General features: G+C 72.9%; 18 protein-coding genes and 1 tRNA gene. All 19 read left to right on the forward strand.

The window, feature by feature from the left end; genetic code table 11:
• The first annotated feature begins 7 nt into the window (after window positions 1–7).
• The 19 genes from IG94_RS0115650 to IG94_RS0115740 all read left to right on the forward strand — a co-directional run bounded on the left by IG94_RS0115650 (window position 8) and on the right by IG94_RS0115740 (window position 21,314).
• Window positions 8–1,672 (forward strand): NAD(P)-binding domain-containing protein, encoded by a 1,665-nt coding sequence (locus IG94_RS0115650; RefSeq protein ID WP_078892312.1) that lies wholly within the window; start codon window positions 8–10, stop codon window positions 1,670–1,672.
• Window positions 1,669–2,739: an alpha-hydroxy acid oxidase gene (locus IG94_RS0115655; RefSeq protein WP_031036008.1), complete on the forward strand. Its 1,071-nt coding sequence runs from the start codon at window positions 1,669–1,671 to the stop codon at window positions 2,737–2,739. The genes IG94_RS0115650 and IG94_RS0115655 overlap by 4 nt, the downstream gene beginning before the upstream one ends.
• Window positions 2,736–4,235, forward strand: coding sequence for a cytochrome P450 (locus IG94_RS0115660; protein WP_078892317.1), 1,500 nt, complete (start codon window positions 2,736–2,738; stop codon window positions 4,233–4,235). The genes IG94_RS0115655 and IG94_RS0115660 overlap by 4 nt, the downstream gene beginning before the upstream one ends.
• A gap of 424 nt (window positions 4,236–4,659) precedes the next feature.
• Window positions 4,660–5,994, forward strand: coding sequence for a cation:proton antiporter (locus IG94_RS0115665; protein ID WP_052410702.1), 1,335 nt, complete (start codon window positions 4,660–4,662; stop codon window positions 5,992–5,994).
• Window positions 5,995–6,013: 19 nt separating this feature from the next.
• Window positions 6,014–7,561, forward strand: a complete 1,548-nt coding sequence (locus tag IG94_RS0115670; RefSeq protein ID WP_031036014.1) for an NAD(P)-binding domain-containing protein — start codon at window positions 6,014–6,016, stop codon at window positions 7,559–7,561.
• Window positions 7,554–9,005 (forward strand): class I adenylate-forming enzyme family protein, encoded by a 1,452-nt coding sequence (locus tag IG94_RS0115675; protein WP_031036018.1) that lies wholly within the window; start codon window positions 7,554–7,556, stop codon window positions 9,003–9,005. The genes IG94_RS0115670 and IG94_RS0115675 overlap by 8 nt, the downstream gene beginning before the upstream one ends.
• A gap of 67 nt (window positions 9,006–9,072) precedes the next feature.
• Window positions 9,073–9,146, forward strand: a tRNA-Pro gene (locus IG94_RS0115680).
• A 367-nt stretch (window positions 9,147–9,513) separates the two neighbouring features.
• Window positions 9,514–10,317: a 2,3-dihydro-2,3-dihydroxybenzoate dehydrogenase gene (locus IG94_RS0115685; protein WP_031036021.1), complete on the forward strand. Its 804-nt coding sequence runs from the start codon at window positions 9,514–9,516 to the stop codon at window positions 10,315–10,317.
• A gap of 118 nt (window positions 10,318–10,435) precedes the next feature.
• Window positions 10,436–12,121 (forward strand): (2,3-dihydroxybenzoyl)adenylate synthase, encoded by a 1,686-nt coding sequence (locus IG94_RS0115690; protein WP_078892314.1) that lies wholly within the window; start codon window positions 10,436–10,438, stop codon window positions 12,119–12,121.
• Between the two features lie 16 nt (window positions 12,122–12,137).
• Entirely contained in the window at window positions 12,138–12,770 is a 633-nt protein-coding gene (locus tag IG94_RS0115695; RefSeq protein ID WP_031036026.1) for an isochorismatase family protein, read from the forward strand.
• 165 nt (window positions 12,771–12,935) lie between these two features.
• Window positions 12,936–14,324 carry a lysine N(6)-hydroxylase/L-ornithine N(5)-oxygenase family protein gene (locus IG94_RS0115700; protein WP_031036029.1) on the forward strand — a complete coding sequence of 463 codons (1,389 nt, stop codon included), beginning with the start codon at window positions 12,936–12,938 and terminating at the stop codon, window positions 14,322–14,324.
• A 73-nt stretch (window positions 14,325–14,397) separates the two neighbouring features.
• The gene (locus tag IG94_RS0115705; protein ID WP_031036033.1) at window positions 14,398–14,616 is read left to right on the forward strand and encodes an MbtH family protein; all 219 of its coding nucleotides are present in this window, start codon (window positions 14,398–14,400) and stop codon (window positions 14,614–14,616) included.
• A 142-nt stretch (window positions 14,617–14,758) separates the two neighbouring features.
• Complete coding sequence (locus IG94_RS0115710) at window positions 14,759–15,955, forward strand: isochorismate synthase (protein ID WP_031036036.1); 1,197 nt, start codon at window positions 14,759–14,761, stop codon at window positions 15,953–15,955.
• A gap of 110 nt (window positions 15,956–16,065) precedes the next feature.
• Window positions 16,066–16,380, forward strand: coding sequence for a phosphopantetheine-binding protein (locus IG94_RS0115715; protein WP_078892315.1), 315 nt, complete (start codon window positions 16,066–16,068; stop codon window positions 16,378–16,380).
• The gene (locus IG94_RS0115720; RefSeq protein WP_052410703.1) at window positions 16,377–17,303 is read left to right on the forward strand and encodes a siderophore-interacting protein; all 927 of its coding nucleotides are present in this window, start codon (window positions 16,377–16,379) and stop codon (window positions 17,301–17,303) included. Before IG94_RS0115715 ends, IG94_RS0115720 begins: the two co-directional genes overlap by 4 nt.
• 177 nt (window positions 17,304–17,480) lie before the next feature.
• The gene (locus tag IG94_RS0115725; protein WP_031036044.1) at window positions 17,481–18,491 is read left to right on the forward strand and encodes an ABC transporter substrate-binding protein; all 1,011 of its coding nucleotides are present in this window, start codon (window positions 17,481–17,483) and stop codon (window positions 18,489–18,491) included.
• A 5-nt stretch (window positions 18,492–18,496) separates the two neighbouring features.
• Entirely contained in the window at window positions 18,497–19,513 is a 1,017-nt protein-coding gene (locus IG94_RS0115730; protein ID WP_031036048.1) for a FecCD family ABC transporter permease, read from the forward strand.
• A complete protein-coding gene (locus tag IG94_RS0115735) occupies window positions 19,510–20,532 on the forward strand; it encodes a FecCD family ABC transporter permease (RefSeq protein ID WP_052410705.1) in 1,023 nt (340 codons plus the stop codon). Before IG94_RS0115730 ends, IG94_RS0115735 begins: the two co-directional genes overlap by 4 nt.
• Window positions 20,529–21,314, forward strand: a complete 786-nt coding sequence (locus IG94_RS0115740) for an ABC transporter ATP-binding protein (protein ID WP_031036054.1) — start codon at window positions 20,529–20,531, stop codon at window positions 21,312–21,314. The genes IG94_RS0115735 and IG94_RS0115740 overlap by 4 nt, the downstream gene beginning before the upstream one ends.
• Window position 21,315: the final 1 nt, after the last annotated feature.

Consider the following 21,315-nt stretch of genomic DNA (forward strand, 5'->3'; position numbering starts at 1 on the left):
CCCGGTCATGGCGCACGACTACCTGATCATCGGAGCGGGGCCCGCGGGACTGCAACTCGCCGCCTCTCTGGAGCGTGACGGTGCGGACTACGTCGTCCTGGAACGCGGCAGCGTTCCGGGCGCGTTCTTCACGCGCTTCCCCCGGCACCGCCAACTCATTTCCACCAACAAGGTGCACACCGGATACGACGATCCGGAACTGCGGATGCGGATGGACTGGAACTCCATCCTGAGCGACGATCCCGAGCTGCTGTTCACCCGGTACAGCAAGCGCTACTTCCCGCCGGCCGACGACCTCGTCCGCTACCTGGCGGACTTCGCGGCCCGCACCGGAGTGCGGGTGCGGTACGACACCACCGTGGAGAAGGTCTCCCGCGACGCCGACGGCTTCACCGTCACCGACGGGGCCGGTACGGCGTGGCGGGCCCGGCGCCTGGTGGTGGCCACCGGGGTGTCGCAGCCCAACCTGCCCGACGTCCCGGGCATCGAACTGGCCGAACGCTACGACACCTTCGACACCGACCCGGAGTCCTTCACCGGCCAGCGGGTGCTGATCATCGGCCGCGGCAACTCCGCCTTCGAGACGGCCGACAGCCTGATGGAGAACGCGGCGGTCATCCACGTCGTCGGCTCTGGCTCCCTGCGGCTCGCGTGGCAGACGCACTACGTCGGCCACCTGCGCGCGGTGAACAACAACTTCCTCGACAGCTACCAGCTGAAGTCGCAGAACGCGCTGCTCGACGGCCGGGTGCTGGAGATCCGCCGGGACGGGGACGGCTTCAGCGTGCCGGTGTCGTTCGAACGGGTCGACGAGGTGGTCAAGGACCTCCACTACGACCGGGTGATCGCCGCCACCGGGTTCCGGATCGACACCTCGCTCTTCGACGAGACCTGCACGCCGGACCTGATCGTCGACGGCCGCTTCCCGGCCCTCACGCCCGTCGGCGAGTCGGCCAACGTGCCCGGCCTGTACTTCGCCGGAACGCTGATGCAGGGCCCCGACTTCAAGAAGTCCACCACCGGATTCATCCACGGCTTCCGCTACTCGGTCCGCGCCCTGCACCGGGCCCTGCGCGCACGTCACCACGGCGAGGCCTGGCCGGTGACGGAGCTGGGCGGCGACCCGGAGCGCTCCGTGGACGCGGTCGTCACCCGCGTCAACCGCTCCTCCGCGCTGTGGCAGCAGTTCGCCGTCCTCGGCGACGTCCTGCTGGTCGGCCCGGACGGCACCCTGCGCTACGCCGAGGAGGTTCCCGTGCGCCATGTGCCGGACGCCGTGCGCGCCGGCGACTTCGGCGAGACGGCCGCCCACGCGGTGATCACCCTGGAGTACGGCGCGGACCACGACCGGGTGGACCCCTTCGACGTGACCGCCTCCCGCAAGTCGCAGCAGGACGTGGGGGGCCTCGACGGCCGCTACCTGCATCCGGTCGTCCGCTGGTACCGGGGCGGCGAGTTCGTCGCCGAGCACCACGTCACGGAGAACCTGGAGAACGAGTGGGACAGCGAGGAGTTCCACCGCGCCCCGCTGCGCGCGTTCCTCACCGAACACCTCGGCTCCTCCGCCACGTCGGGCTCTTCCACCCCGGGCGGCACCCCCGTCCCGGACGGCGCCCCTGCCCCGGGCGGCACCCCCGCCTCGGACGGCGCTTCCGCTCCGGTGGCACCGTGACGCTGCGCGCGCTGCACGACGCGGCCCGCGAGGCGCTCGACCCCGTCCGCTACGACTACGTGGCGGGCGGGGCCGGCGAGGAACGCGTCCTCGCCGCCAACGAGCAGGCCTTCGAGTCGTACCGGCTGCTGCCGCGGGTGCTGTGCGGCAGCGAGACCAGGGACACCGCCGTCGATCTGCCGGGCGCCCGGCAGGCGGCGCCGGTGATCGTCGCGCCGACCGCGTTCCACCGGCTGATGCACCCGGACGGCGAGCGCGCCACGGCCCGCGCGGCCGCCGCCGAGGGCGCGGTCCTGGTGACGGGCACCGCCGCCACCACCGCGGTCGACGCCGTGGTCGCGGCGGCCCGCGAGGCCGCCCCGGACCCCGCCGTGTGGTTCCAGCTCTATCCGCACCCGCGCCGGGAGGTCACCGAAGCACTCGTGCTGCGCGCCGAGGCGGCGGGCTGCACGGCGCTGGTGGTCACCGTCGACTCGCCGGTGTTCGGTCGGCACACCAGGGACCTGCGCAACGGCTTCACCGACCTGCCGCCCGGCTACGCCGCGGAGAACATGCGGGACCTGCCGGGTGCCCCGCCCGGCTCGCTCACCGACATCCCGATGTCCCCGGCGCTCTCCTGGCGGGACTTCGCCGGTATACCGCGCATGACCGCACTTCCGGTGCTGGTCAAGGGAGTCCTCCATCCGGCCGACGCCCGGCTGGCCGTCGAGCACGGTGCGTCCGGGGTGATCGTCTCCAACCACGGGGGCCGCCAGTGCGACGCCGTCCCGGCCGCGGTGGACTGCCTGCCCGCGGTCGTCGGCGCCGTCGCGGGCCGGGTGCCGGTCCTGCTGGACGGCGGGGTGCGCCGCGGCAGTGACGTCGCCGTCGCCCTGGCCCTGGGCGCGGCGGCCGTCGGCGTGGGACGCCCGGTGGTCTGGGGCCTGGCCGCCGGGGGCGAGGCCGGGGCCCGCACCGTGCTGGCGACGCTGCGCGACCAGTACGACCACACGCTCGCCCTGTGCGGCGGGCGCCGCAACGCAGATCTGACGCAGGACATGGTCGTCCGGAAGGGTGGGACGTGGTGAGGAGCGGGACGAGGCCGGCCGCCGCGGCGGACACGTGGTGGCTGCCGCGCGGGGTGGTGGCCCTGCGGGTGCGCATCTTCGAGAAGGTCAACGGCGACCACACGGTCACCCTGCCCAACGCCTCCCACGGACCCGAGGTGTTCGAGCGGGTCTACGCCCACCCGGCGGTGGACGGCCGCAGCGCCGGGGCGGGCCTGTCCGACCTGTTCTGGTACTGGCTCGCACCGGGGCCCGAGGTGCACCAGGAGCACCTGGAGCCCGGCGAGCGCTACGAGGACGTGGCCGCCGCGACCCGGCGCATGCTGGTCGGAGGCTCCGCCGACCTCGCGGAAGCGGCGACCCGGGCCTTCGCCCGCGTGCTCGACACGGTGCCGGACACCCGCGTCAGTCTGGTCCGGCTGCGGGACCTGGTGATGCCCGCGTGGGCCGAGTTCTGCTACGAACTCGTGTTCAAGGAACCGTGCCCGCCGCGCGTCCGGGACCTGATCACCGGCCACGCCGAGGACGTGATCAGCGCCCTGAAGTGCACCGGGCTGCGCCACCCCAGGCGCCGGGCCAGGCTGACGGCGTACCTGCGCGACCGGGTCGCGGCCGGTGACGTGCCGCACGCGCTGCCGGCCTCGCTCTCGCCGGCCGAGCAGGTGCACTACCTGCAGGGGACGATGTTCAACACGGCCGTCGTGCAGCTGTCCGAGGCCACCGCCCACGTCCTGCTAGCCCTGGCCCGCCACCCCGACGTCCAGCGGCGTGCGGCGGAGGACTCCGGGGACGACGACCGGTACCTCGCCCACGTGCTCGACGAGACGATGCGCCTGTACCCGCTGTTCGGCATCGCGCACCGCATCACCACCGGCGAGGTCCCTCTGGACGAGGACACCGTGCTGCCGGCCGGGTCCGTGGTCTGCTTCAGCTATCCCGGCTACCACGCCACCGGCTACGACCGGCCCGACGCGTTCGACCCGGACCGCTGGGCCGCCCTCTCCGCCAAGGACGCCCACCACATCCCGTTCGGCGCGGCGGCCAACCGCCCCTGCCCGGCGTGGCGGCTGTCCCCGCTGGTCATGCGCGCCGCGGTCCGGGAGGTGCTGCGCCGCTTCCGCCTCGACTCGACGGCCTCGCACACCCGGTCCATCCCGCACCGCGCGCCCTGCCTGCTCGTCCCGCGCGGCCTGCCGTTCCCGCCGCGCCGCCTGGAGGCACTGCGGAGCTTCGTCCGCGTCCGGGACGGGGTGGAGGACGTCACGCGGGGGGTACGGCAACTGGTGCTCGGCACCGCCATGGTCCTGCACGCCCGTCACCAACGGCTGGCCACGCGCTACTTCGCCGAGCAGCCGGCGGGCGGCTGCCCGGTCGCGCACCCGGGGGACGCGCAGGCCGGGGGCGCCCCCACGGAACACGAGCCCGCGGCGGGACCGCCGCCCCCGCGCCCCGAGCGGGAGCAGCCACCGGCGCACTGTCCGGCGTCGGCGCACCCCACCGAGCGCCGCCGGGACTGACGGTGCACGCGGCGGGGCGACGGCCGCCGCGGTACGCGCGAGGACGCGCGGCCCTCGGTCCCGGCGCCGCGCGGCGCGCCCCGCCCAAGTCCCGCCCTCCTAGCGGCTCGTGGCCGCCGACAGGCGGAACGGCACCCGCCGGCCCACGACGTCGGCCCACGACTTCACCCCCTCACGGATTCGGCTCACGACTTCGCCTCACGACTTCGCCTTACGGCTTCGGCCCACCGGCCACGACCGCGGACCACGCATCCGGGTCGCGCCACCGCACGGCGCACAGCCCATCGCTCGACGGCAGCCCGACCCCCTGTTCCGCCGCCGAGCCTCCTCCTGCCGCAACACCGGCGTCGGCACGCCCGGTTCCGCGACGTCGACCCGCCGACCTGCGCCACCCCACCCCCGTAGACGCCCACAGGAGACCCCCGTGCCGCCCACCCTCCACCTGGCCGCCACCGACAAGAACCTCGAACTCGTCCTGCGGGTCCTGCCCGCCATCGTGGTCATCCTCGCCGCCTCCGCCGTCTGCGGGCGCCTCGCCCTCCTGGTGAAGCAGCCACGCGTGCTGGGCGAGATGGTCGCCGGTGTCCTCCTCGGCCCCACGCTGTTCGGCGCCCTCTTCCCCGAGGCGCAGAGAGCCGTCTTCCCCGCCGAGGTGAAGCCGATCCTCTACGTACTGAGCACCATCGGCCTCACCCTGTTCATGTTCCTGGTCGGCGCCGGCCTCGACCACGGCGGCGGCAACGGCAGGAAGGACACCAGGAACGCGGCCGTCCTCGCCGTCTCCGGCATCGTCCCGTCCCTCGCGCTCGGCGCCGCGTGCGGCTACCTGCTCCACGACCGCCTCTCGCGGCCCGACGTGTCGCCCTTCGAGTTCGCCCTCTTCGTCGGCGGCGCCCTGTCCATCACCGCCTTCCCGATGCTCGCCCGCATCCTCTACGAACGCGGCCTGGAGAACTCCCCGCTCGGCCGCATGACCCTCCTGGGCGCCTCGGTCGACGACGCGGCGGCCTGGTGCTTCCTCGCCGTGCTGTCCGCGATGCACTCCGGCGCCGGCGCGCCGCACGTCCTGCGCACCATCGGCCTCACCGCGGTCTTCGGCCTCGTCATGCTCACCCTGGTGGCCCGGCTCCTGCGCCCGATGGGCGCCTGGGTGCAGCGCACCGGCCGGTTCGGCTTCGACCAGATGTACGTCGTCGTGGGCATCGTCCTGCTCGCCGGCCTGTTCACCGACTACATCGGGATCTACTCCGTCTTCGGGGGTTTCATCGCGGGGCTCGCCATGCCCCGCGACCCCGCCTTCCGCGAGGCCCTGCACAGTCGCATGATGGACCTGGTCTGCGTCCTGCTCCTGCCCATCTTCTTCGCCTTCTCCGGCCTCAACACCGAACTGGGCGGCGTCGCCGGCTGGGGCATGATCGGGCCGTTCCTGCTGATCCTCGTGGCCGGATTCACCGGCAAGTACGTCGGGTGCGCGCTCGCGATGCGCGGAACCGGCTTCAGCTGGCGGGAGTCCTGGGCGGTGGGCGGTCTGATGAACGCCCGCGGCCTGATGATCCTCATCTTCATCAACATCGGCCTCTCCCAGGGCATGATCACCAAGGACGTCTTCTCGATGCTGGTGCTGGTCGCGGTGATCACCACCGCGGGCGCCGTGCCGCTGTACCGCTGGGCCCTGCCCGAACGCCTCGAACGCCGCATGGCCCCGAGTACCCCGCCGGCCCCGGCCGAGGCGTCGCAATCTCAGAGCCTTCTGATGTGACGCCGTTAGCGTTCCGTCCATGGTGCGCGATTACCTGATCATCGGGGCCGGACCGGCCGGACTTCAGCTCGCCGCTCTTCTGGAACGTGACGGACGGGACTACCTCGTCCTGGAGCGGGGGAGCGGACCCGGCACGTTCTTCACCAAGTACCCCAGACATCGACAGCTGATATCGGTCAACAAGGTCCACACCGGGTACACCGACCCGGAACTCGACCTCCGGATGGACTGGAACTCCCTGCTCAGTGACGATCCCGAGCTGCTGTTCTCCCGCTACAGCGAGGAGTACTTCCCCCACGCCGACGACTTCGTCCGCTACCTGGCCGACTTCGCCGACCGCACCGGCGTCCGCGTCGAGTACGGCACCGAGGTCGTCCGCGTCTCCCGCGCGGACGACGGCCTCTTCACCGTCTCCGACGCCGCCGGGCGGCAGTGGCGGGCCAGAAGGCTCGTCGTGGCGACCGGCGTCTCCCGGCTCAACGAGCCGCCGATCCCCGGTATCCAACTCGCCGAACGCTACGACGAGTTCGACACCGACCCGGCCACCTTCACCAACCAGCGGGTCCTGATCGTCGGCAAGGGCAACTCCGCCTTCGAGACCGCCGACTCCCTCCTGGCGAAGGCCGCGGTCATCCACGTGGCCGGCCCGCACTCGCTCAGACTGGCCTGGAAGACCCACTTCGTGGGCCACCTGCGCGCGGTCAACAACAACTTCCTGGACAGCTACCAGCTGAAGTCGCAGAACGCCGTCCTGGACGGCACCGTGGAGAACGTCGAGAAGACGGACGACGGCGGGTTCCGGGTCACCTTCCGGTACGCCCGCACCACGGAACGGCTCCGCGAACTCCACTACGACCGGGTCATCCTGTGCGCCGGCTTCCGCTTCGACGCGGGCGTCTTCGACGAGACCTGCCGCCCCGCCCTGGCCATCAACGACCGCTTCCCCGAACAGACCTCGTCCTACGAGTCGGTGAACGTACCGGGCCTGTACTTCGCCGGCACGCTGACCCAGCAACTCGACTTCAAACGGGGCACCAACGGCTTCATCCACGGCTACCGCTACGGAACCCGCGCCCTGCACCGCGTGCTCGACGCCCGCCACCACGACACGCCCTGGCCCGCCCGGCCGATCACCGCGGCTCCGGAGGCGGTCGCCGACGCCGTCGTCGCCCGCGTCAACCGGTCCTCCGGCCTCTGGCAGCAGTTCTCCGTCCTCGGCGACGTCGTCGACGTGGACGGGGACCGGGCCGTGTACCAGGAGGAGGTGCCGCTCGCCTACGCCGTCGACGGCGGCCTGGGGCCCGCCGCGCACCGGTTCGTCGTCGACCTGGAGTACGGGCCCGACCACGACGGCGTGGACCCGTTCGACATCAACGTCCCGCGGGTGACCGAGAACGACGTCGAACACGCCATGGACTCCAGCTACCTGCACCCCGTCGTCCGCCACTACCGCGACGGCGTCCTCGCCGGCACCCACCACCTGGCGGAGAACCTCGAGAACGAGTGGGACATCCCGCCGGTGCACCAGCAGCCGCTGGCCGCGTTCGTGAAGGAGAGCCTTGGCTGAGCAGTTCCCCGGCCGTCTGCTGGACCTGCTGGAGGCGGCGGCCGACCGCCCGGTCTTCGAGCACGGAGACCGGGCGGTCACCGGACGGCAACTCCTCGGCGCCGTGCGGCGCGTGACCCGCGGGCTGCGCGACCGCGGCGTGCGGCCCGGCGACGGCGTCGCCCTGCTGCTGGGTGTCGGCCCGGAGGCATTCGCCGCCGTCGTCGCGGCCCACACCGTCGGCGCCCGCGTCGTCGGGGTCCGCCCCGGCCTGACGGAGCAGCAGCGCGGGCACCTGCTCGCGGACACCGCCTTCACCGTCACCGACGGGCCGGGCACGGACGCCGGCCCCGGGCAGGTCCTCGCACTGGACGACCTGCTGTCCGCGCCGGACGACGGCCTGCGGCCCACCGTGGCGGCGCGGGGGCGGGACATCGCCCGCCTCATCCACACCAGCGGCAGCACCGGCGTCCCCAAGGCGTGCGCCCAGACCTACGCGGCGATGACCGCGGCGTGGGCCCTGCGACCGGACGCCTGGCCGCCCGCCGTCCGCGAACTGGCGGCGCGCCTCGACCGGTTCCTGGTCTTCGGCACGCTGGCGAGCCAGGTGATGATGGACTACGGACTGCTCACCCTCGCCGCCGGCGGCACCCTGGTCACCGCCGAGCGGCCGGGCTTCCCCGACAGCATCGTGCGGCACCGGGCGACCGCGAGCGTCATCACCGTGGCCCGCCTGACGCAACTCGTGCGGAGCCAGCGCAAGGAACCCGCGGACCTCGGCAGCCTCCGCGCGCTGATGGTCTCCGGGTCCCCGCTGGAGCCCGGACGGCTGCGCGAGGCCGCGGAGGTGCTCGGCCCGGTCGTCTTCCACGGGTACGGCCAGACCGAGACCGGCATGATCTCCATGGCCACCCCCGGCGACGTGCCGGGCTCCCTGGGCGTGCCGCCCGTGGGCCTGGAGGTGCGGGACGACTCCGGCCGGCCCGTCCCGCCCGGCACCGACGGCGAGGTGTTCGTCCGCACCGCCGCGCAGGCGGAGGGCTACTGGCGGGAGCCCGCCCTCAGCGCCGAGGTCTTCGTCGACGGCTGGGTGCGCACCCGCGACCTCGGCCGTCTCGACGCGGAGGGCCGGCTGTGGCTCACGGGACGGGCCCGGGACGTGATCATCGTCAACGCCAACGTGTACTACGCCGGGCCCGTCGAGCGGCTGCTCGCCACCCACCCTTCGGTGGCCGAGGCGTACGTCGTCGCCGCGCCCGACGACGACACCGGCGAGGCCGTCCACGCCTTCGTGGTGCCCACCGCCGGGCACGTCCCCGACCTGACGGAACTCCGCGCGCTCGTCACCGCGGAACTGGAGGAGGCCGGCGCGCCGACCCGGCTGACCGTGATCGAGGAGGTACCGGTCACTCCCGCCGGAAAACCCGACAAGCGGCAGCTCGCCGCCCGCGCCGGGTCCTGTTAGGAGCGGTCCGGTCGGTGCGGTAAAGTGCTGTGCGCGTGATCGCGCGGCTCACCGCGCGGGGCCGCATCGGGACGTGGCGCAGCTTGGTAGCGCACTTGACTGGGGGTCAAGGGGTCGCAGGTTCAAATCCTGTCGTCCCGACTGGAGACAGTCGCAGTTCAGGGCCGGTTTCGGAGACATCCGAGACCGGCCCTGAGTCGTTTCCGGGGGTCGAGCGGGGACCGGCTTTCCGTGGCCGGCGTCAGCGGGTGACCGACGCTCGTGGCCGGTCCGTGAGGGGATCTCGGCCGGAACTGCCCTCTGGTGATCGCTCGGCGCAGTAGCTATGGTTAGCCTAACCTAAGTGTCGTTGAGGGCTGCCTGTCATGTGCGGCCGGAGTACAGACCGCGGGAGTTCTTCAGCCATGTCGCTGTCATCCAACCGTTTGCCAAGTCCTTCTCGGGAGTCCGGGCGCTGTCGCGGCGCCGCACCGCACCATGGGTCCGCGGCGCGGACGGCGGAAGACGGGTGAGCCGGGTGCGGGAGTTGGAGGGTCGGTCGGCCCTGGTCACCGGCGCGGGCCGAGGCATAGGCGCCGCCGTGGTGGACGCCCTGGTCGGACAGGGGGCCCGGGTGTGTGCGACCGACGTGGACGCAGGCGCGGTGGAGGCCGTCGCCAAGGCGCACGCGGAGGCCGGTGGCAGCGTCGTGGCACGAGAGCTCGACGTGAGCGACGTCGACGCCGTGGAGCGCCTGGTCGACGGGGTCGAGCGCGAACTCGGGCCGCTCGACCTCCTGGTGAACGTGGCGGGCGTCCTGCGGGGCGGGCCCGTGCTCGAACTGGACGATGCCGACTGGGCCGCCGTGTTCGCCGTCAACACTGACGGCGTGATGCACGTGTCGCGGGCGGTCGTCCGGGGGATGGCCGCCCGGGGCCGGGGTGCCGTCGTCACCGTGGCCTCCAACGCGGCAGGCGTCCCGCGTGCCGGAATGGCGGCGTACGCGGCGTCCAAGGCGGCCTCGGTGATGTTCACCAAGTGCCTCGGTCTGGAGGTCGCGCCCCTCGGCGTGCGCTGCAACACCGTCTCGCCGGGTTCCACCCTGACGGAGATGCAGCGGGCCATGTGGGAGCACGCCCCGGGCGGTGCCGGTGCCGGGCGCCGGGGCGTCATCGAGGGAGACCTCGCCGCGTACCGGACGGGTATCCCGCTCGGCCGGATCGCCGAGCCCGCCGACGTCGCGGACGCCGTGGTGTTCCTGGCCTCCGACCGGGCCCGGCACATCACCATGCACGACCTGTACGTCGACGGTGGCGCCACCCTGCGCGCCTGACTCGGCGGCGCCCTGCCGCCGGTGCGCGGACGCGGACCCCACGAGCCGCTCCCGCATGCCCCGACGCCGTCGTCCCGCCTCGCCCTGACCACCTTCCGTACCACCTCGGAGCCTTGCCGTGACCGCTGAACAGCTCCCCGCCCGGTCGGCCGCCGCGCGTCCGCCGGACGCGCTCACCCCGGGCCTGGACGCCCCCACCTGGCCCGTCGAGTTCGCCGACCGCTATCGCGAACGGGGTTACTGGCGCGGCGAGACCTTCGGCGGAGTGCTGCGCGAGCGAGCCGCGGCACACCCCGACCGGATCGCGCTGGTGGACCCCGCGCCCCGGCGCAGGACGCGTACCTACCGGGAACTGGACGAGGCGGCCGACCGGTTGGCGGCCGGTTTCGCGGAACGGGGGATCGGACGGGGCGACCGCGTCGTCGTCCAGCTCCCGAACGTGGCCGAGTTCGTCGAGGTGGTGTTCGCGCTGTTCAGGATCGGCGCCCTGCCGGTGTTCGCGCTGCCGGCCCACCGCGACACCGAGGTGCAGCACATCTGCTCCCTCAGTGAGGCCGTGGCGTACGTCGTCCCGGACGAGCTCGCCGGCTTCGACCACCGCGCGCTCGCCTCCCGGGTCCGGAAGAACTGCCCGCTGCTGAGGGAGGTGTTCGTGCTGGGCGACCCCGGTGAGCACACGGCGCTCGCCGATGTGCCCCGCGAGCCTTCCGGTCCGCTGCCCGGCCCCGAGCCGCACGAGCTGGCGTTCCTCCAGCTCTCGGGCGGGACCACCGGAGTGCCCAAGCTGATACCCCGTACCCACGACGACTACCTCTACTCGCTGCGCGGGTCGAACGAGATCTGCGGGGTCGACGGGGACACCCGCTACCTCGTGACGCTGCCGGCGGCTCACAACTTCCCGATGAGTTCGCCCGGTTGGCTGGGAGCCCTCTACGCGGGCGGCACGGTCGTCCTGTGTCCCGGGCCGGAGCCGGCCGTCGCCTTCCCGCTGATCGAGAGCGAGGCCGTCACCCTCACCGGGCTCGTTCCCCCGTTGGCACTGCTCTGGACGGAAGCGGCCGCACGCGGTGAGTACGCCCTGACCTCGCTGCGTCTGGTCCTCGTCGGCGGTGCCAAGTACAGCGAACAGGCGGCGCGGCGGCTGGAGCCGGCCCTCGGGTGCCGGCTGATGCAGGTCTTCGGCATGGCAGAGGGGCTGGTCAACTACACGCGCCTCGACGACGAGACGGAGACCGTCGTCGCCACCCAGGGCCTGCCGATCTCGCCGGACGACGAGATCCGGATCGTCGACGACACCGACCGGGACGTGCCCGAGGGGGAGTTCGGCCATCTGCTCACCCGCGGCCCGTACACCATCCGCGGCTACTGGCGGGCTCCCGAGCACAACGCCCGGTCGTTCACCTCGGACGGCTTCTACCGCACGGGTGACATCGTGCGCCGGGCCCCCACCGGTCACCTGGTGGTGGAGGGGCGGGCCAAGGACCAGATCAACCGGGGCGGCGAAAAGATCGCCCCCGAGGAGGTGGAGAACATCATCCTCGCCCACCCCGCCGTCCACGACGTCTCCCTCGTGGCGGTGTCCGACGAGTTCCTGGGCGAACGCACCCTCGCGCACGTGATCCTGCGCGAGGACGCCGAGCCGTTGCGGCCCGCGGACGTCAAGGCGTTCGTCCGCTCCCGCGGGGTCGCCGCGTACAAGGTCCCGGATCTCGTCCGCTTCGTGGACGCCTTCCCGCAGACGGGCGTCGGCAAGGTCAGCAAGAAGGGCCTGCGCTCCGCCGCGGCCGCCCCCGAACAGCACTGAGAGGCCAGCCCCCCCCATGGCACTTCCCGCCATCGCCGCCCACCCGCTCCCCGCCCCCGACGAGTTGCCCGACAACCGGGTCTCCTGGACGGCGGACCCGGCGCGGTCCGTGCTCCTCGTGCACGACCTGCAGCAGCACTTCCTGTCCGCCTTCCCGGCCGGGGAACAGCCGCTGACCGGGATGCTCACCAACACCGCCCGGCTCCTCGAACGGGCGCGCGCCCTCGGCGTGCCGGTCGTGTACTCCACCCAGATCGGCGGGCAGACCCCTGAGCAGCGGGGCCTCCAACTCGACTTCTGGGGGCCGGGAGCGGCCGACGACCCGGCGATGTTGGAGGTGCCCGCGGCGGTGGCTCCGGCGCCGGGGGACACCGTGCTGACCAAGTGGAAGTACAGCGCGTTCGCCCGTACCGACCTCGAGGAACGGATCCGCGGCTGGGGCCGCGACCAACTGGTGATCGTCGGGGTGTACGCGCACATTGGTGTGATGACGACGGCCTGCGACGCCTGGACGCGTGACATCCAGTCCTTCGTGGTCGCCGATGCCACGGCGGACTTCTCACCGGAGGAACACGCGATGGCCCTGCGCTGGTCGGCGGGGCGCTGCGCGGTGGTGACCACCACGGACCGGGTGTTCGCGGGCTGCTGAGTGCCCGTCGGCCGGTGGACCTCGCGCCACGGCTGCAGGAGACCAGGGGGCCGAGCGGGCTTGACACCGTGTCGGCGATGAGAAAAGTTAGGATAGCCTTACCTAAGAAACTTCGGACAGGACCGAAGAAGACGGCCCTGTCGGGCCCCCGAGCGAAGGAAGAGGATGTCAGCAGGGCACGCAGACGCAGGCGCGGAGCGGTACGACGAGCAGCCGGTCCACGATCTGGTCGGCATCGGGTTCGGCCCGGCCAACCTCGCACTGGCCATCGCCGTCGCGGAGCACAACGCGCACAGCGGCGGCGCCCGCGCGCTCCGCACGGCTTTCCTGGAACGGCAGCGGGAGTTCGGGTGGCACCGGGGCATGCTGCTCGCCGGCGCCACCATGCAGGTGTCCTTCCTGAAGGACCTGGCCACCCTGCGCGACCCCGGCAGCCGCTTCACCTTCCTGAGGTTCCTGCACGAGCGGGGCCGCCTCGTGGACTTCATGAACCAGAAGACCTTCTTCCCCACCCGGATCGAGTTCCACGAGTACCTGAGCTGGTGCGCCGCCGCGATGGGGGAACAGGTGCGCTACGGCCGGCAGGCCCACGCGGTACGGCTGCCGGGTGACGGCGACGTCCTGGAGGTGCTCTCCCGCCCGGCGGACGATCCCGAGGCCGAGGCCGAGGCGCTGCGGACCCGGAACCTCGTCGTCGGCGCCGGACTGACCCCCCATTTCCCCGAGGGCGTCGAACCGGGCCCGCGGGTGTGGCACAACCGGGACCTCCTGCCGTACCACCGTTCGCTGACCGACCGCCCGCACCGCCGCTTCGCCGTCGTCGGCGCCGGCCAGTCCGCGGCGGAGACCGCCGAGTTCCTGCACCGGGAGTTCCCCGACGCCGAGGTCTGCGCGGTCTTCAGCCGGTACGGGTACAGCCCCTCGGACGACAGCGCCTTCGCCAACCGGATCTTCGACCCGGACGCGGTGGACCACTTCTACTCGGCGCCGGAGGAGGTCAAGCAGTCCCTGATGGACTACCACTCCAACACCAACTACTCCGTCGTCGACCCCGACCTCATCGAGCAGCTGTACCGGACCTCCTACCAGGAGAAGATCGCCGGTGCCGAGCGGCTGCGCTTCCTCAACACGACGTCCCTCACGGCCGTCGAGGAGCGCGAGGGCGACGTGCGGCTGCACCTGCGCCCCCTGGTCGGGGGCGAGCCGTACACCCTGGACTGCGACGCGGTGGTGATGGCGACCGGGTACCGGCCCGCCGACCCGCGCACCCTGCTCGGTCCACTGGCCGAGGAGTGCCTGACGGACGGCCGGGGGCGGCTGCGGATCAGCCGCGACCACCGGGTCCTCACCACGACGCGGATACGCGCGGGAATCTATGTGCAGGGCGCGGTCTCCCAGCACACGCACGGCATCACGTCCTCGCTCCTTTCCACGCTCGCCGTCCGCTCCGGCGAGATCTGCGACGCCCTGCTGCTGGACCGTGCCGGACGGAGCGTGCCGGTCACGCCCGTCGGGGCGGAGCCGGCCGAGGACCTCGCCGTCACGGCCGACTGAGCCCCGGACACGCGGAACCGCCGTACCGCCGCCGACGCTCCACCCCTCCCGGCATCCCCCACAAGGAGACCCCATGGGCGCCAACCCGTTCGAGGACGACGAGGCCCGCTTCCTCGTCCTGGTCAACCAGGAGAACCAGCACTCGCTGTGGCCCGCGTTCGCCGAAGTACCCGGAGGGTGGGAGGTCGTGCACGGCGAGGACTCCCGCGCCGCCTGCCTCGCCCACGTGGAGGAGCACTGGACGGACATGCGTCCCGCCAGTCTGGTGGCGCACGCCGAACGCACCCGCTGAGGTGCCGGCGGCGGAGCCTCCTTTCCGGGTCTCCCCACCGGGCCCGCTCCCGGGCCCGTGCCGACCGCCCCGACCCCGACCAGCAGCCCGATCAGCCCGTTTCACGCCTCACCCGCCACGCCGGAGCAAAGGATTCGCGGACGTGTCCATATCCACCTCGGTGCGCCCCCAGCCCGTGTACGAGGCCGCCGACCTGCTGGCGGCCTATCTGACGGGATCGTTCTACTTCTCCTCCGAACACGGCACGATGCTGGCGGACGGGGTGCACTCCCGGGTCGGGGCGGGCCCGGGGCCGTGGGCAGCGGCAGCCGCCCGGGAACTGGAGGCGGCGGCCGCGGTGGGGCTGCCGGACCCCGTGGTGGTCGGAGCCGTCGGCTTCCGGCCCGAGGCGCGGGCCTCCCTGGTGGTGCCCGCCGTGGTGCGGCGCGCAGGCGCCCCCGAGTACCGGCCGGTTCCCGTACCCCGGACCGCTGCGGGCTGGCGGGTGCGGCCGCTGCCGAGGCCCGAGGGCTACGCCGACGGTGTCCGCCGTGCGGTGGACCTCATCCGGGACGACAGGCTCCGCAAGGTGGTCCTCGCCCGCTGCCTTGAACTCACCGCCGACGCCCCCGTCCGGGTGCCCTCGCTGCTGACCCGGCTGGCGCGCGCCAACCCGGCCGCCTACGCCTTCGCCGCCGACGTCACCGCGCCCGGTGACTCCGCCTTCCGTACCGTGGTCGGGGCCAGCCCCGAACTGCTGGTGTCCCGGCGGGGCACGACCGTGAGCGCCAATCCGCTGGCCGGTTCCGCACCGCGCTCCGGCGACGAGGCCGTCGACCGCGAACGCATCGCGCGACTGCGGGGATCGGCCAAGGACCTCGGGGAACACGCCCACACCGCCGCACAGGTGGCGGAGGTCCTCGGCCGGTTCTGCACCGACCTCGACGTTCCCTCCGGACCCGAGGTCGTCGGCACCCCGACCATGTGGCACCTGTCCAGCCGCATCACCGGCCGGCTGCGCGATGCCGAGGACCCGGCCTCCTCCTCGCTCGCCCTGGCGGAGGCGCTCCACCCGACCCCGGCCGTCGGCGGGGTGCCCACCGCCGAGGCCCTCGACGCCATCGCCGGAATCGAGCCCGAGGACCGCGGCTACTACGCCGGAATGGTCGGCTGGAACGCCCTGAACGGCGACGGCGAATGGGCCGTGACCATCCGCAGCGCCGAGGTCAGCGACCGGACGGTCCGCGTGTTCGCGGGCGCCGGCGTGGTCGCGGACTCGCGGCCCGAAGCGGAACTCGCCGAGACCACCGCCAAGTTCCGCACCCTGCTGGAGGCGCTCGGCCTGGCGGACGTGGCGTGAGCCTGCCACACCCGCAGGGCGTCCACGCCGTCCGCGCCGACGATCCCGCCCCCTCCCCACCCGCCTCGCCGGCCGCCCGGCCTGCGCAGACACTTCCCAGGAGCCCACAGGTGAACCAGTCACTGACGTCCGACCGGATCCGCGCGGACGTGGCCGAGATCATCGGCTGTGACGTCTCGGAGATCGGCCCCGGTGACGATCTCTTCGACCTCGGCCTCGACTCGGTCCGGCTGATGACCCTGGTCGAGCGGTGGCGGTCCGCCGGTGCGCCCGGACTGGAGCTGCCCGACCTGGCCGAGCGCCCCGAAGTCGCGCACTGGATCACCGTGCTGACGGGGGAGAAACCGACGGGGGAGAAGCCGACGGGAGAGAAGCCGACGGGGGAGGAGCCGGCGGGAGAGAGGCTGACGGGGGAGAAGGAGTGACGCGCACCGACCACGGGCACCGCCACCTGGAGCGGATCGCCCAGGTCCGGGCGGGGAACGTCCCGGAGAAGGTCCGCTACCCCATCCGCGTCCGGGAGACACGGGTCGTGCGCACCGCCATGGTGGGCTCCGGGCTGCTGCGGCTGACCCTCGGCGGCTCCGGCGTCGAGGGCTTCGAATCGCACTCGCCGATCGACCACGTGAAGCTGATCTTCCCGGAGCCGGACGGCTCGCTGCGGCTTCCCGAGCCGGACGGCGACCTGCTGCGCTGGCCGCGGCCGGCCCCCACCTCGCGGGAGTACACCGTGCGCCGCCACGACCCCGTGGCCGGCGAGATCGACATCGACATCGCCCCGCACCCGGGGGGACTGGCCTCCGGCTGGGCCCAGGAGGCGGCCCCCGGTGCCGTCGCCCACGTCGCGGGCCCGCCCGGCGGGCTGATCGTGCCCCCCGTCTACGACCGTTACCTGCTGGTCGGTGACATCACGGCACTGCCCGCGGTCGCCTGCTGGCTGGAGCAGCTGCCCCGGGACGCCCGCGGCTGGGCCTTCGTCGAAGTCGCCGACGCCACGCAGGAGATCCCGCTCGCCGCCCCGGAGGGAATGGAGGTGCACTGGTTGCACCGCGGTACCCGCGCGGCCGGCACCGGCGACCTGTTGGAACGTTCCGTCACCGCGATCGCCGTGCCCGAGGGCGAGCGCCTGTACGCCTGGATCGCCGGCGAGGCAGGGCAGATCAAGCCCTTGCGCCGCTGGGTCCGCGACGTGCTGCGCCTGCCGCGCCCGGACCACGAGATCTCCGGCTACTGGAAGCGCGGCGTCGCCGACTTCGACGACGACCACGACCACGCGCCGCAGGACCACGCATCGCAGGACCACGCGCCGCACGGACAGCACGGGCACGACGACGACCACCGGCACTGAGACCGCCCCGCACCCCCTGCCCCTCCCCGCGCCTCCCCACCCGGACACACTCGACCCGCCGCCCCGCACGCCCCGTACACCCCGACTCTCCCCGGTGACCGCCGGGGAGTTCACAGACCGAGCAGAGCCCCCGCACCCACCGGCGGGCCGGCCTCGCACAGCAGAAGGAGTCGCACCATGTTCGCTCGCAGAATCCCGGGCCTGGCAGGTGCCGTGGCACTCGCCGTGGCCCTGACCTCCTGCGGGTCCTCGGACAGCGATTCGCCGGCCGGCGACGCGTCGGACAAGTCGGGGCAGAAGACCCGCGAGTTCACCGTGGGCGACGAGAAGGTCTCCATCCCGGCCGACCCCGAGCGGGTCGTGGCCACCGGGTACGCCGTGCCGACCCTGATCCAGGCCGACGCCCCGCTGGTCGGCATCTCCTCGTGGAAGCGGGGCGAGCCGATGATGGACAGCGAGGAGAAGGCCGCCTACGACGAGCTGCCCAAGGTCGCGGGCGAGCTGGCCTCGGAGACCAACTACGAGGCGATCGCCGAGGCCGAACCGGACCTCATCGTCCTCGGCGTTCCGGTCCCGGTGCTCGGTGACATCGACATGGACCGTCTGAAGTCGATCGCCCCGGTCGTCGCGGTCGGCCCGATGGTGCCCTCCGAGTGGCGGGAGGTCTCCCGCAAGCACGCCGACGCCGCCGGGGTCCTGGCCACCTACGAGAAGGCCGAGGACGCGTACGACGCCAAGGCCGCCGAGCTCAAGAAGAAGTACGCAAACGCGCTCGACGGACTGAAGTTCGGCCACGTCGGCTCGTACGGCGACACCTCCAAGGGCACCTTCCAGCGCGAGTTCAACGGCTCCTGGGGCACCAACGCCGCCCAGGACGTCGGCGCGGACTACGTGGGCAAGCCCAAGGAACCGGGCCCCGGTTCCAAGTCCGTGAGTGAGTACCCCTCCCTCGAGGAGCTGTCGGACTCCCTCGGTGCGTCGGACGTCATCACCTACTCCGTGAACACCGACGGCAGCGTTCCCGACGCGGTGCAGGCCGTCCTCGACTCCAAGCTGTGGAAGAACCTGCCGGCCGTGAAGAACCGGCGGGCTCTCCCCGTCGCCTTCACCGAGGCCGCCACCTACGGCGACGCCATGAAGACCCTCGACGCGATCGACAAGTCGTTCGCGCCCCTGCTGGACAAGTGACCGCCGTGGACCGTCCCGTCGAGAGGCCGGCAGGCCGCCGGAGCCTGCCGCAGGCAGCCCCGCTCCTCGGCGGACTGGTCCTGCTGGCCGCCGTCGCCGTGCTCAGCCTCGGGGTGGGCGCCCACCAGGTGTCCCCCGGGGAGGTGCTGCGCGCGTTGTTCGACTACCACGCGGGCGACGACGACCACGTGATCGTGCGGGACATCCGACTGCCGCGGGCCGTGCTGGCGACGGCCGTGGGGGCCGCGCTCGCCGCCGCCGGGGCACTGATCCAGACCCTGGCCCGCAATCCGCTGGCCGAGCCGGGCGTCCTCGGCGTCACCGCGGGCGCCGGCTTCGCCATCACCGTCGGCGCCGGTCTCGGTCTCGCCGCCGGCCAGGGCGGACAGCTGCTCTGGGCGATCGCGGGCTCCGTCCTCGCCGCCCTCCTCGTGGCGGCGGTCGGACGCACCTCGCCCCTGCGGCTGGTGCTCACCGGCACCGCCCTCACCGCGGTCCTCGGCGGACTCGCCCTGGGCCTGCGCCTGATGGACCCCGAGACCTTCGACACCTACCGGTTCTGGTCGGTGGGCACCCTGGCGGGGCGGGAGCAGGAACCGCTGGCGCTGCCGCTGACCGGCATCGCGCTCTGCCTGGTGCTGGCCCTCACGATCAGCCGGGGGCTGAACGCGCTGAGCCTGGGCGAGAACGTCGCCCGCGCCCTCGGCGTGGGCGTGGCACGGACCCGGGCGCTCACGCTGGTGCTGATCACCGTCCTCTGCGGCGCCGCCACCGCCGTGGCCGGGCCGATCCTGTTCGTCGGGCTGATCGTCCCGCACCTGGTCCGCAGGCTCGCGCAGGGGTCGGTCCCCTGGCTGCTGCTCCACTCGATGGTGCTCGGTCCCGTCCTGCTGCTGGCCGCGGACTCCGCGGCCCGCGTCCTGCTTCCCACCGGCGAGGTGCCGGTGGCGATCGTCACCGCCTTCCTGGGGGGCCCGATGCTGATCTGGACCGTCCGCAAGTACGGGGCGGGGGCGCTGTGAGCACGTACACACCCGGGACGGTCGGCCTCCCCCTCGGCCTGCGGGCGGAGCGGCGGCCGCTGCTGGTCTGCGCGGCGCTGGGCGTCCTGAGCGTCGCGCTCGGCGTGACCGGGCTCTGCTACGGGGCCTCCTGGTCCACCCCCGCCGAGGTGTTCTCCGCGCTCGCCGGTACCGACCCTTCCGTGGTCATCACCGAGTGGCGGCTGCCGCGGGTGGCGGCCGGCCTGGTCTTCGGGGCGGCGCTCGGCGTGTCCGGCGCCCTCTTCCAGAACCTGACCCGCAACCCGCTGGGCAGCCCCGACGTCATCGGCCTGGACTCCGGCGCCTACACCGGCGCCCTGTTCGCCCTCTACGCGCTGACCGGCACCGCAACCCAGCTGGCCGCCTTCTCGGTACTCGGCGGGCTCCTCGCCACCCTGGCGGTGTACCTGCTCTCCTTCGACCGCGGCTTCTCCGGGCTCCGCCTGGTGGTCATCGGCATCGCGGTCAACGCGATGGTGACCGCCTTCAACTCGTGGATCGTCCTGCGCGCCGACACCGACACGGCCATCGCCGCGGTGGGCTGGAGCGCCGGCTCCCTCAACGGCGTCGACTGGGCCGACCTGCGGATCCCGTTCTGGATCATCGCCCTGCTGCTCGCGGTGATCTCCCTGCGGACCCGCGCCCTCCACCAGACCCTGCTCGGGGACGCCCTCGCGATCACCACCGGCGTCGGACTCGGCCGGCTCCGCCTGCTGATGGTGCTGGTCGGCGTCGGCTGCACGGCGACCGTCACCGCGGTGGCCGGACCGATCGCCTTCATCGCGCTGGCCGCCCCGCAGATCGGCCGCCGCCTCACCGGCTCGCCCGGCACCCCCCTGCTTCCGGCCGCGCTGGCCGGGGCCGTCCTGCTGCAGGGCGCGGACCTGCTCGCCCAGGCGCTGCTGGCGCCCGAGGCACTGCCCGTCGGCGTGGTGAGCACCGCGGTCGGCGGCTGTTACCTGATCTGGCTGCTGACCAAGGAGGTGAGGCGCGCGTGAGCGCACGCCTGACCGCGCGGGAGATCACCCTGCGCTACGGCGACCGTGTGGTGTCCACCCGGCTGAGCCTCGACGTGCCCGACGGCTCCTTCACCGCCGTCGTCGGCCCCAACGCCTGCGGCAAGTCCACGCTGCTGCGCGCCCTCGTCCGCCTGCTGCGGCCCACCGAGGGGCAGGTCGTGCTGGACGGGCGGGAGGTCGGCTCGTACCCCTCCAAGGAACTCGCCCGGCAGGTCGGCTTCCTGCCGCAGGACCCGCTCGCTCCGGACGACATCAAGGTCCGCCAGTTGGTGTCCCGAGGCCGCTTCCCCCACCGGACGCTGCTGTCGCCGAGGTCGGAACGGGACGAGTCGGCGGTGCGGGAGGCCATGGCGGCGGCCGAGGTCACCGAGCTGGCCGACCGGCCGGTCCAGGAACTCTCCGGCGGCCAGCGGCAGCGTGTGTGGATCGCCATGGCGCTGGCCCAGGAGACCCCCTACCTGCTGCTCGACGAGCCGACCTCCTTCCTGGACATCACCCACCAGTACCAACTGCTGCACCTGCTGGCCCGGCTGCGCGACCAGGGCCGCACCGTCGTCGCCGTCCTGCACGACATCAATCAGGCCTGCCGCTTCGCGGACCACCTCGTCGCCATGCGCGACGGGAAGGTGGTGGCCGAGGGCAGCCCCGGGGACATCGTGGACGCGGCGCTGATCAAGGACGTGTTCGACCTGCCGAGCGTGATCGTCCCCGACCCGGTGGCCGGTACTCCGATGGTCGTCCCCACCCTGCAAGGAGACTGAA

The sequence above is a fragment of the Streptomyces olivaceus genome, from assembly GCF_000721235.1.
GTDB lineage: Bacteria > Actinomycetota > Actinomycetes > Streptomycetales > Streptomycetaceae > Streptomyces > Streptomyces olivaceus.